The following is a 10,218-nucleotide window of genomic DNA, read 5'->3' on the forward strand; positions in this document are numbered from 1 at the left end:
CGGCGGTGAGCCCGGAACCGATTCCGCAAGAGATAGAGAATGGCGCCCTGCGCCGGGCGAAGGCCCGGGAGCTGGCGGCCCTGGATGCCAAGGTCAATGCGCGATCCATAGCGCGGCGCATCAAGGCCGCGGCCACGGCGGCAGGGTTTGAGGACAAGGTGTCGGAGGACGGCAAGTCCCGTGTGTCCAAGGCGAGGCAGTACATCGACGCCCTTGCCACGGACAAGACGAAGCTCTCGCCGCCAGAAGGGACGAAGCCGATCAGTGCCTTCTGGTCGTACGGCATCGAGCACCCGGACGCGCCGAAGAACGACTGGGGCGTCGCGTTCCTGTCCCAGCGCTTCATAGCCGAGGAGTGGGCAGCCCAGCAGAACGCGACCGATCCCGGGACCGCACAGACCCTGGAAACGACCCAGGGCGGTAGTGAACTCGACGGCATGTTCCTCTGGGAACCGGAAGTCATCAAGGCCCTCGGTGGTGCACGGGCGGGCTTCGGCCCGGACTACGCCAAGGCCAAATGGGACGAGATCTCCGCGACGTACGGCGGGCTGGCCGAAGGACGGGTGGTGGTCTTCGCGGACATCGGCAACACCCGGGCGGTCCTGCACCAGAAGGAACTCGGCACGCTCTGCGAGAACCCGAACGTCGGGCTGCACAACATCAACTTCGTGTACGAGGCCCCCCACTCCTGGCCCGAGGTGACCCGGGCGGAGGCCGGTACGAACGCCGTGCGGGCCGTCGCGCAGTTCGACAACAAGGACCTCCCCCGCTACATCGACCCGCAGGGCTTCGCGGCCGACACCCCCGAGGCCCGCAAGGCGAAGATCGACAGCCTGATGGAGGCCGTGGCCCCGGCCCAGGCACAGGCCCCCGCCGTCGAGGCGCCCGAGCAGCAGGCAACGCCGAAGCGCCTTCCCAGCCCGCTCTGGCAGATGGGCTTCCAGCAGCCGACCACCATCACCCGGCGCGAGACCGCAGGACCGGCCACCGGAGTTGAAAGCGCGGGCGCTCCGGCCCTCACCCTCCGCACCCCCGCGACAGGTATGGACGGTCCGTGATGACCCCTCGCCCCTCCCTCGACTCCCTCCGCCGCCTGCTCCGTCAGGAGCGCGACGACGCCTGGGCCGTGCGGCTGCTCCGCCGGATCGTCTTCGGCATCGCCGGTGCCTACACGCTCTTCCTCCTCGCCTCGTCCAGCATGGCCGCGTTCCTCACCATGAGCGTGCTGCTGGCCCTCGGCGTCGGGGTCTGGCTGCTGCGCCGTCGCGGCCAGCTGCTGCTCGGTCTCGCCTCGACCGTCGTCACCGCCGCGATGACCGGCTACCTGGCGGCCGCGGGCGACATCGCGCGCGGGTCCTCCGGCGGACTCCTCAGCGGTCAGGCGGTCTTCGGTTACTGGGCGCTCGGCGGTATGGCGCTGCTGGGTGCCTGGATGCTGAAGCGGCCCCGGGGCCGCCGGGGCGTCACCGTCGTACTGGCGGACGTACTGCTCGTCGGGGCGTCCGGGGTAGGGATGTTGGCGCCGCTATTCGGTGTTCCCCTTGGATTCCTGTGCGTCACAGGGGTCCTGATGGTTCGTAGCAGAACATTCTCCAGAGTGAACCAGCGTGAACCGAGGGCGGAGCGCCGGGGCCTCCGCCGGGTCGTGGCAGCTCCTGACACGGATGCGTGGTGAGCTGGTGGGTCGTCATTCCCGTTGTGTAATAAGTGATCCACAACAAGCGGTACGGCTTTGCCGCTGCCAATTGGCCTGCTCTAGAGTCCCCGTTGGTTACAAAGAGCATCGGGGGACTTCTTTCATGGCGAGCACAGCGATGAGAACCCGGCCGGCATCGATGCTGCCGGCCGCCACGACACTTCTGCCCTGCCAGCGGCGGCCCGACATCTTCGCGGAGCCGCTCCTGGAACGTCCGTCCGCGGGTGCTCCGGAACTTCCCTTCCGCATGCGGCGGAGCCAGGCCCTCACCCAGGCGGCCCGGCAGCTGTGCTTCTCCTGCCCCGTGTGGGCCGAATGCCTGCAAGGCTCCGTCGTCCGGTCCGAGCCGGGCGGTTACGCCGCCGCCACCACAGAGCAGGACCGGCGCTGGATCCGCAGGTGGCTGCACATCGGCGACAGCCGGGGACGCTTGACCGCCGCCGAGTCCGCCACGGGCGGCGGCAGCGGTCGAGCGGTTGAAGCAGCCGCGGTACTCGACGCGTTCAGCGCCCTCCAGGAGCACCGGGCACGCCGGCCATTGGGTACCGCCCAGGGGCCGGTTCCCGCCCAGGGGCCGGTTCCCGCCCAGCGGCAGGATTCGGCACAGCACCTCCCAGCGGACCGCCGACAGCGCGCCGACACGGACGAGGCGGCGAAGACGGCCGCTCCGGCCCCGTCGGGAGCACGGATCACCTATTCGCTCGCCGATCCGGCCCTGGCCATACAGAAGGCCGTGCTCGGCCCGCTGGCGTGCGCCACGCTCCCCGTACTCAAGGCCACCGAGCAGCTCGCCGGGATGCTCGCGTTCACCCCGTCCGCCGCCGTGGCGCCCGAGCTCCTCGCCGCGGTCACCCGGACCCGCATGAGCCTGGAGTCCTGGCGTGCGGCAGCAGGTGACGAGACCGCGTACGAGGTGACGGACAGCGCTCTGACCGGTTCCGTGAGCATCGAGCTCGCGACCAGCGACCCCGTCGCCGCGCTGCGGCAGGACATCTTCGAGCCCCTGCTGCGCCGCCTGGCGGACTCGCTGCACCATGTGGAGGCCATCACGGCGGTGCTCGTCCCCGCAGCCCGCACCGCGGACCCGGCCGCCGTCGCGCACGCCCGGAGTCTGGCGGCCGTACTGGAAGCGGTGCGCGAGCTCGGCTCGCACCTGGAGCGCTACCAGCCCCTCACCCCGCGCCAGGACCACGGCGAGGGCCACGGGGGCATCCAGGGCGACAGCCACCCGCACCGTTCCGCCACGGGGGCGGGCGGGCCGGGTCCCTGGGGCGTTCCCAGCCTGCGGCGCGCTGTGGAGACGGCAGTGTCCTCCTTCCCGGGGCACTTCACCGGCCGCGACGTGGTCGGGGCGCTCCCCCCGGGTGCGTACCAGGACGCGGGGAAGTCGGTCAGCAACGCCCTGTCCGCCATGGTCAAGGCGGGCCGGCTGCGACGGGTCTCGCGCGGCACCTACACCGTGAACCCGCCGTCCACCGGCGAAGCCGTCCCGAACTCCTGAAAGGCAGTTGCCGTGCAGCCCACCCCTCCGGCCGCGGAAGTCCGCGTCTTCTCCCACCACGCGGGCCTGATCGACGAGGTCCCCGTGACGGCCCCGCCCTTCGGCAACATCCAGGACGTCGTCATCGGGATCCTCCAGCAGCGCGCCCAGCAGCTCGGCGTACCGACCCCTGCTGTGATAACCGACGACCGCTACGGCGGTGCGGTCCGCCTCCTCATCCACCCCGACGGCAGCACGGAAACCCTGCCCGACGCCCACCGCTGACCGGGGGCGGCCGGGCGAGGGTCGGTCTCCGTGTGGTGCGCCAGAGGGCCTCCGGTCGGGGCGTTCCCAGGAGTTGCGGCACGGCGAGGGTACGGCGAGGGGTGACGGGTCCAGACCTGCCTGCCACGTGATCGGCGGCAACGCGCACGTCGCGGATACCGAAGACCCGGCCGAGCTCGCCTGGGTCGCTCACGCCGAGATCCCGCAGTACGTCCCGTACGGGCTGGTCGAGCCCGTACAACAGCAGCTCGACGCGGCTTTGGACCGCTGAGGAAGGCAGAGGAGCACATGATCGAACGGGTCCGCGCCGTTCTCGTCACCGCTGACGACACGATGCTGGTCATCCGCCGCACCAGGCCCGGCATCCCCGAGTACTGGGTGCTTCCTGGGGGCGGCGTCGAGGCCGGCGACGAGTGCCGGGAAGCTGCCCTCCACCGGGAGATCCACGAGGAGATCGCGGGGAAGGCCGACATCGTGCGGCTCCTCCACACGATGGAGGCCGACGACGAGCGCCAGTTCTTCTACGTCGCCCGCGTCAAGACGTGGTCCTTCGAGGACCGCACCGGCCCGGAGTTCAGCGCCGAGGGCCGAGGCGAATACGCGCTGGAGGAGATCCCGCTGACCGTCGAGGGTCTCGACGGCATCAACCTCAAGCCCGAGGAGATCGCCCACGTCATCCGGGGCGCTCTCGGGGCCGGTTCCCTCACGGTGGGAGCCGGGTTCTAGCCCCTCACCACCGTCGAGCAGGTCTTCGCGCTCGCCGAGGCCATCGGGATCCGCCGGCGGCTGATGGTCCTGCTCGGGGCCTTCGCCTCCATGCGGCCGGAGGAACCGGCCGAGCTGCGCCGCGCCGGAACTGAACACGGGCCGCCGGGTGATCGGTGACCCCAAGTCCCGTGCGGGCGTCCGCCGGCACCTGGAGTGGTTCGCACAGGACGGGGCCCAGGGCCTCGCCTTCCTCGCCGCCTGTTCGACTCCCTCGGCGTCTCCTGGAGGACCTCGCCGGCATGTCCGCTCAGCGGGCGTCCGACGCTGTCGTAGACCAGGGCAGGTACGCGGTGATCAGCTTTTTTGCTGCCTCTCTCTGGGAGCGATCCGCCGAGTGGGCGCCGCATCCCAGCGTTGGCGAGGTGCGCGGGGGAGGCGACGAGCTCCCACGAAGGGCGTCCTCGATGGCCGCGTGGTCGCCCCGTTCACCCGACTCAGTCCGCGGTCGGCGGAGGGGACGACTCGGCGGCGCGTCGGTATTCGGCGTTGATGCGCTGGGCCTCTTCGAGCTGGTCCTCGAGGATGATGATGCGGCAGGCCGCCTCGATGGGGGTGCCCTGGTCGACCAGCTCCCGGGCGCGGGCGGCGATGCGCAGCTGGTAACGGGAGTAGCGCCGGTGGCCGCCGCTGGAGCGCAGCGGAGTGATGAGGCGCGCTTCGCCGAGGGCGCGCAGGAATCCCTGCGTGGTACCGGTCATCTCGGCGGCCCGGCCCATCGTGTAGGCGGGGTAGTCGTCGTCGTCGAGGCGGTCGAAGGAGTTGTCTGCTGTCACTGGCACCTCTCTGGTGAACGCGTGGAGGGGCCCTGGTGCCAGTACTGGCACCAGGGCCCCGAAGGAACTACTACACCATCTGCCGGTCCTGGTACTGCACCGGCCTTCTGTTTCCGCCGACCCGACCGAGATGCCGGCGGGTACGCGGGGATCGCGGTTGCTTGACCGGAGACCACCTCGCTGTCGATGTCCTGCGGTACCCGGGCTCAGGACTTGCGCCCGGGCGATCCTGATGGCGCGCTCAGCTCCTCCGTTCTTCCCTCGGTGATCAACTGCTTCCCAACGGGTACTGCGTACTGCACTGACGGGTACCCCGACTGCCATGACAGCGGTCCCGTTCGTGGCGGCCCCTGATCACTGCGGGCCACCCGGTCCGGTCGTCAGTCCCGTCGCCGTCCTCACAAACCTGGCTTCAGAACTCCACCACCGCACCGTCCTGCACCTGCGGTTACTGCCGCCCGGCAGTTCATCTCTGCCAGGCCCGCTTGTCTCGCTGGGCTACGAGAGGAATCGTAACCACGCCACCACCCAATGTCTACTCTGGGCGAGATAGATTTTTTTACATCGAGAGGAGAGCTAGTCCTTGATGGCCGTGTCAGGGCGTGCGGACGCCTTCTGCGGCGGGACGGAGGGTGAATAGAATCGGCTCTCATGTCGAAGCCTGACGAGCTGCTCGTCGACGTCGCCGCCTTGGTGGAGTCCGCGCAGAGCAATCAGATGTCCTTGACCGTGGTCACCGGTGGAGCTGTCATCACCGGCCGGCTGGCTCCCGAAGCCGCGTGGAGGCAGCGGGTGTCGGAGGTCCTGACGGACTCGGCCCGGCTGGGCGAGTTCTCCGCCGTCTTCGCCGCCGGGCCGCGTGGTGACGAGCCGCCCACACATCTGCACTTCCATGTGGCCCGGATCCTTCAGGGCACGATGGGGATCCCCGAGACGGGCGGGATGTACCGCGTCGCGATCGCGGACGTCAGCGCCTGGAGCATGGGCGACTTCAGCTACTCCGACCACTGACACGGCGCCGTCGGGGAGGCCCGTCGGTACGCGGAAAAGCCCGACCGGCACGTATGCGGGTCGGGCTCTTCCGGCTGTTCAGATGGCGGCTCCCGCCGGTCCCGCCGGCCGGAAGGCGACCGGGGCGCCGAGCAGCGCGGACGCCTGCTGGACCGGGGTGACGCCGAGCGCGGGGGTGTCGTCGCCGGGAAGTCCGCGGCAGGTGAAGCCGAGCCGGGTCATGGCCCTGAGGACCTCGCCGGCGGTGAAGTCACGGCGGTCCTGGCGGGTGACGACCTGGCCGACCCGCTTGACGGGGTAGGCACGGCGGCCGATGATCACGGACTCGCCGGTGATCGGCTCGGGCTTGACGCCCTTCATGGATTCCAGGACGCCGCTCTTCGTCAGATCGAACGGGAATCGGGCGATGACACAACGCATGGTGCCTCACAGGGAGAAGGGGAGAAGGATCCGGCGGCGGCGGGCCGGCTCAGGCGGCGTCGAGGACGCTCGGGGCGCCACCGTGGCCGGCCGCGACGGACGGGGCGCCGCTCCGACGGTTTCTCGTCGGGTGTCAGGCTGCCGGGGCGATCGGGGTGCGGGCCGAGAGGAACGGCCCGCGGTCGCCACGAATCCCGCGGTCGCCACGCATTCCGTGGTCGCCGAGGATGTCGCGCAGCCGGATGCGGTCCGTGTACGCGCTGCTGTCACGGATGCCGGCGAGCTGTTCGCGAGTGACCGTCCGGGTACACCGACCGTCGTCGTCACAGATGAGCAGATGCCCCGCGCGGGCGCTGATCACGACGGACAGGGCCACTTCCACCGTCATGTCGTCACCGACCCGTGGCACGGCCGATTCGGGGGCGACGGCGACCCTCCCGTCCACGGGGGCGGCGTTCGCCGAGCGGGGCTGCGTCTGGACCAGCGTCAAAATGCCTCCTGTGAAGGTGGGTCGGTTTCCTGTTCACGTGGTGCGCGAGCCGGCACGGGCTCATGCGCCGGAGCGCTGCGTGCTCGCGCGGCGGGCCGCCGCGGCGGCGCTGCGTCGGCCGCGGGACACCGGACCGCGCTGACGCGGCTCGGTCACCGGCGCGGTGATGGTGACCGGGATTCCGGAGGGCTTCCGGGCGCCGGTGATCCGGTGGAGCGCTTCCTCGCCGGAGCGGACCTGCGTGGTCCGGGGCACGATGCCGGCGGCGGCCATGAGGCGGGTCAGGCCGCGCCGCTGGTTCGCGGTGACCAGGGTGACGACGCTGCCGGACTCGCCCGCGCGGGCGGTGCGGCCGCCGCGGTGGAGGTAGTCCTTGTGGTCGGTCGGCGGGTCCACGTTGACGACGAGGTCGAGATGGTCGACGTGGATGCCGCGGGCGGCGACGTTCGTGGCGACCAGGACGGTGACGTGGCCCGTCTTGAACTGGGCGAGGGTGCGGGTGCGCTGGGGCTGGGACTTGCCCCCGTGGAGCCCCGCGGCGCGCACTCCGCTGTCGAGGAGGTCCTGGGTGAGCCGGTCCACGGCGTGCTTGGTGTCCAGGAACATGATCACTCGGCCCTCGCGCGCCGCGATCTCCGTCGTCACCCGGTGCTTGTCGGCGCCGTGCACGTGCAGGAGGTGGTGCTCCATCGTGGTGACCGCGCCCTGGGAGGGGTCGACGGAGTGGACGACGGGATCGGTGAGGTAGCGGCGGACCAGGAGGTCGACGTTGCGGTCGAGGGTGGCGGAGAACAGCATCCGCTGGCCCTCGGGGCGCACCTGGTCCAGGAGGGTGGTGACCTGGGGCATGAAGCCCAAGTCGGCCATCTGGTCGGCCTCGTCCAGGACGGTGATCGCGATCCGGTTCAGCGCGCAGTCGCCCCGGTCGATGAGGTCCTTGAGGCGCCCGGGGGTGGCGACGACGACCTCGGCACCGCCGCGCAGGGCGCCGGCCTGGCGCCCGATGGGCATGCCGCCGACCACGGTCGCCAGGCGCAGCCGGACGGCGCGCGCGTACGGGGTGAGGGCGTCGGTCACCTGCTGGGCCAGCTCGCGGGTGGGGACGAGGACGAGGGCGATCGGCCGGCGGGGCTCGGCGCGCTGCCCGGCAGCGCGGGCCAGGAGGGCCAGGCCGAAGGCGAGGGTCTTGCCGGAGCCGGTCCGGCCGCGGCCCAGTACGTCGCGGCCCGCGAGGGAGTTCGGCAGGGTCGCGCCCTGGATCGGGAACGGCACGGCCACGCCCTGCGCGGTGAGCGCGGCCAGAAGCTCCTTGGGCATGTCGAGTTCGCTGAACGTCTCGACGGCGGGCAGCGGCGGCGTGATCGTCTTCGGGAGGGTGAACTCACCCTGTATCGGGGCGGGCCGACGGCTGCGGCCACCCGAGCGGCTCGGGTCTCCCGTACGGCTGGGGGCAGACGCAGCGAAGCGCCCGCCCCGGACGGGAGCGGCGGTGGAGCCGAAAGCGGAGCCGCCGGCGCGGCGGCTGTGGGGGGAGCGGCTATTCGTACGTGTGGGGTTCACGCAGAACCTTCCTTGATGCGGCACGTCATCAAGGAATTCCCGCAGTGGTGGAGCGGCGCGGGGAACCAAAAGAACGGGCCGAAGGGAATGCGAAAGCGAATTCCGCTGGCAGGGATTGGCGGTCGTCTCGCCGATGTAACCGCTGCCGAAAATGCCTGTAGCCGGGGCCCGCACCCCGAGGGATGCGGGCCCCAGCTACGAGCTGCGCGTCAGGCTTAGGCGGGAACGATGTTCTCGGCCGTCGGGCCCTTCTGGCCCTGCGCGATGTCGAAGGAGACCTTCTGGCCCTCCTGCAGCTCGCGGAAGCCCTGGGTGGCGATGTTCGAGTAGTGGGCGAACACGTCCGAGCCGCCGCCGTCCTGCTCGATGAAGCCGAAGCCCTTTTCCGCGTTGAACCACTTCACGGTGCCAGTAGCCATGTCATATCTCCTTTGGGCAGTACATCGGCATCCGCACTTTGCGGATGCCGTGTCGCCGCGATGATGCCCTGCCCGGAAAATGACCGGAAATAAAAAGCGATCCTGGGCGGCGAGGCCGACCGGAGGCGCTTGAAGTCTTTGGGTACCAAAACTGCAACTGATATCGACAGTAGCATGCCGCAGCGACGTCCGTGCGGAAAGAAAACGCTCTCCGCGCGTTGCGGTAAAAACTCTCCCTGCGAGGCTCGGCAAATTCTCGGACCGCGCTCGTAGATATTGAATCCCCCTGAGCGCAGCCTTTCGGAAGCGCGGACCGGGCCCCGGGGCACCGCCAGGGGCGGGCGCGGAGGACACCCCCACCGCGAGGACGGGCTGGCCGATGCCGATCCGCGATCGTGGCGCACAACGAAGGCCCCGGTCGCTGACCGGCCTTCGTTCAAGAGCGGATGACGGGAATCGAACCCGCGCTGTGATCCAGAGCACATCGCGGGAGCGATGACTTTGCCCCTTGCCGTCGGTCATACGAGCGAAACAACCGATGGAAGGAATGCCTCGCTATGACCCACACGCTGACAGCCCCCCACGACGTCGTCTCCGCCGCTCCCGCACCGCGCCCGGCGACGGCGTGGATGGTGGCCGGCGGAAAGGTCGCGGGCCCGCTGTTCCTGGCGGCCGGACTCGCGCAGGGCTTCGTGCGGGACGGCTTCGGCTTCACCCGGAACGCGATCAGCCAGCTCGCCCTCGGCGAGGCGGGTTGGATCCAGACGGTGAACTTCGTGCTCGCCGGTGCGCTGCTCCTCGCTGGCGCGACGGGGCTGCGGCGAGTGCTGCGCGGCGCGCCGGGCGGGACCTGTGGCCCGGTCCTGGTCGGCGTGTTCGCTGTCTCGTTCTGGGTCGCGGCGGTCTTCCCGGCCGACGCCGGGGCGGGCTTTCCCGCCGGTACCCCCGAGGCGACCGTGATGAGCGGGCACGGTGCCGCCCACATGTTCGGCGGGATGGTCGGCTACCTCGCCCTGTGCGCCGCGTTCCTCGTCCTGGCCCGTCCGCTCGCCGCCCGGGGCCTGCGGGGCTGGGCCGTCGCTTCCCGCGTCGTGCCGGTGGTCGTCCTCGCAGGGTTCATGGCATCGGCCGCGTCCGTCCTGGCCTTCACCGTCGGCGCGGGCCTCGGCCTGCTGTGGCTGGCGGCGGTAACCGCCAGGCTGGCCGACACCCCGGCGAACCGCTAGATGAATGAGTCCGATGTCTTCAGTGGTCGTAGGCGATCAGTGATCGTTTGACGGGGGCGCCGGTGGTCCAGTTGTGCCAGATGCCGGCGG

At 70.5% G+C, this 10,218-nt stretch carries 11 protein-coding genes and 3 pseudogenes; 9 read left to right on the forward strand and 5 right to left on the reverse strand.

Annotated elements, in window-relative coordinates:
* The first annotated feature begins 5 nt into the window (after positions 1-5).
* From AC069X_RS36045 to AC069X_RS36075, 7 genes and pseudogenes are all read left to right on the forward strand, one after another.
* On the forward strand, positions 6-1,058 hold the full coding sequence (locus AC069X_RS36045) for a hypothetical protein (RefSeq protein ID WP_478735581.1): 1,053 nt from the start codon (positions 6-8) through the stop codon (positions 1,056-1,058).
* Positions 1,058-1,675, forward strand: a complete 618-nt coding sequence (locus AC069X_RS36050; protein ID WP_478735583.1) for a hypothetical protein — start codon at positions 1,058-1,060, stop codon at positions 1,673-1,675. The genes AC069X_RS36045 and AC069X_RS36050 overlap by 1 nt, the downstream gene beginning before the upstream one ends.
* Positions 1,676-1,835: 160 nt before the next feature.
* On the forward strand, positions 1,836-3,197 hold the full coding sequence (locus AC069X_RS36055; protein WP_478735601.1) for a WhiB family transcriptional regulator: 1,362 nt from the start codon (positions 1,836-1,838) through the stop codon (positions 3,195-3,197).
* 12 nt (positions 3,198-3,209) lie between these two features.
* Complete coding sequence (locus tag AC069X_RS36060) at positions 3,210-3,461, forward strand: hypothetical protein (protein WP_478735585.1); 252 nt, start codon at positions 3,210-3,212, stop codon at positions 3,459-3,461.
* Positions 3,462-3,570: 109 nt separating this feature from the next.
* Positions 3,571-3,732 (forward strand): annotated as a pseudogene (locus AC069X_RS36065) (NUDIX hydrolase); the annotation flags it as partial.
* A 17-nt stretch (positions 3,733-3,749) separates the two neighbouring features.
* Positions 3,750-4,187, forward strand: a complete 438-nt coding sequence (locus tag AC069X_RS36070) for an NUDIX hydrolase (RefSeq protein ID WP_478735587.1) — start codon at positions 3,750-3,752, stop codon at positions 4,185-4,187.
* A pseudogene (locus AC069X_RS36075) lies at positions 4,188-4,440 on the forward strand (tyrosine-type recombinase/integrase); the annotation flags it as partial.
* 223 nt (positions 4,441-4,663) lie between these two features.
* Here the strand turns inward: AC069X_RS36075 and AC069X_RS36080 are convergent.
* Complete coding sequence (locus AC069X_RS36080; RefSeq protein ID WP_478735589.1) at positions 4,664-5,002, reverse strand: helix-turn-helix domain-containing protein; 339 nt, start codon at positions 5,000-5,002, stop codon at positions 4,664-4,666.
* A 651-nt stretch (positions 5,003-5,653) separates the two neighbouring features.
* Between AC069X_RS36080 and AC069X_RS36085 the strand changes: the two genes are divergently transcribed.
* Positions 5,654-6,013 carry a hypothetical protein gene (locus AC069X_RS36085; RefSeq protein WP_478735591.1) on the forward strand — a complete coding sequence of 120 codons (360 nt, stop codon included), beginning with the start codon at positions 5,654-5,656 and terminating at the stop codon, positions 6,011-6,013.
* Between the two features lie 78 nt (positions 6,014-6,091).
* Here the strand turns inward: AC069X_RS36085 and AC069X_RS36090 are convergent, their stop codons facing one another.
* The 4 genes and pseudogenes from AC069X_RS36090 to AC069X_RS36105 all read right to left on the reverse strand — a co-directional run bounded on the left by AC069X_RS36090 (position 6,092) and on the right by AC069X_RS36105 (position 8,902).
* Positions 6,092-6,433, reverse strand: coding sequence for an SCO5918 family protein (locus AC069X_RS36090; RefSeq protein WP_478735593.1), 342 nt, complete (start codon positions 6,431-6,433; stop codon positions 6,092-6,094).
* A 49-nt stretch (positions 6,434-6,482) separates the two neighbouring features.
* Positions 6,483-6,923: pseudogene (locus AC069X_RS36095) on the reverse strand (CBS domain-containing protein).
* Positions 6,924-6,983: 60 nt separating this feature from the next.
* Positions 6,984-8,483, reverse strand: coding sequence for a DEAD/DEAH box helicase (locus AC069X_RS36100; protein WP_478735595.1), 1,500 nt, complete (start codon positions 8,481-8,483; stop codon positions 6,984-6,986).
* A gap of 215 nt (positions 8,484-8,698) precedes the next feature.
* Positions 8,699-8,902, reverse strand: coding sequence for a cold-shock protein (locus tag AC069X_RS36105; RefSeq protein WP_478735597.1), 204 nt, complete (start codon positions 8,900-8,902; stop codon positions 8,699-8,701).
* A 557-nt stretch (positions 8,903-9,459) separates the two neighbouring features.
* Here AC069X_RS36105 and AC069X_RS36110 point away from each other — a divergent pair.
* Entirely contained in the window at positions 9,460-10,128 is a 669-nt protein-coding gene (locus AC069X_RS36110; protein WP_478735599.1) for a DUF998 domain-containing protein, read from the forward strand.
* Positions 10,129-10,218: the final 90 nt, after the last annotated feature.

The organism is Streptomyces sp. NPDC043896 (assembly GCF_056435605.1).

What these genes read in the sequence shown, in the direction of transcription:
- AC069X_RS36050 (WP_478735583.1), top strand. Translation starts at nt 1,058, where the DNA reads ATGACCCCTCGCCCCTCCCTCGACTCCCTCCGCCGCCTGCTCCGTCAG.
- AC069X_RS36055 (WP_478735601.1), top strand. Translation starts at nt 1,836, where the DNA reads ATGCTGCCGGCCGCCACGACACTTCTGCCCTGCCAGCGGCGGCCCGAC.
- AC069X_RS36070 (WP_478735587.1), top strand. Translation starts at nt 3,750, where the DNA reads ATGATCGAACGGGTCCGCGCCGTTCTCGTCACCGCTGACGACACGATG.
- AC069X_RS36085 (WP_478735591.1), top strand. Translation starts at nt 5,654, where the DNA reads ATGTCGAAGCCTGACGAGCTGCTCGTCGACGTCGCCGCCTTGGTGGAG.
- AC069X_RS36090 (WP_478735593.1), bottom strand. Translation starts at nt 6,433, where the DNA reads ATGCGTTGTGTCATCGCCCGATTCCCGTTCGATCTGACGAAGAGCGGC.
- AC069X_RS36105 (WP_478735597.1), bottom strand. Translation starts at nt 8,902, where the DNA reads ATGGCTACTGGCACCGTGAAGTGGTTCAACGCGGAAAAGGGCTTCGGC.
- AC069X_RS36110 (WP_478735599.1), top strand. Translation starts at nt 9,460, where the DNA reads ATGACCCACACGCTGACAGCCCCCCACGACGTCGTCTCCGCCGCTCCC.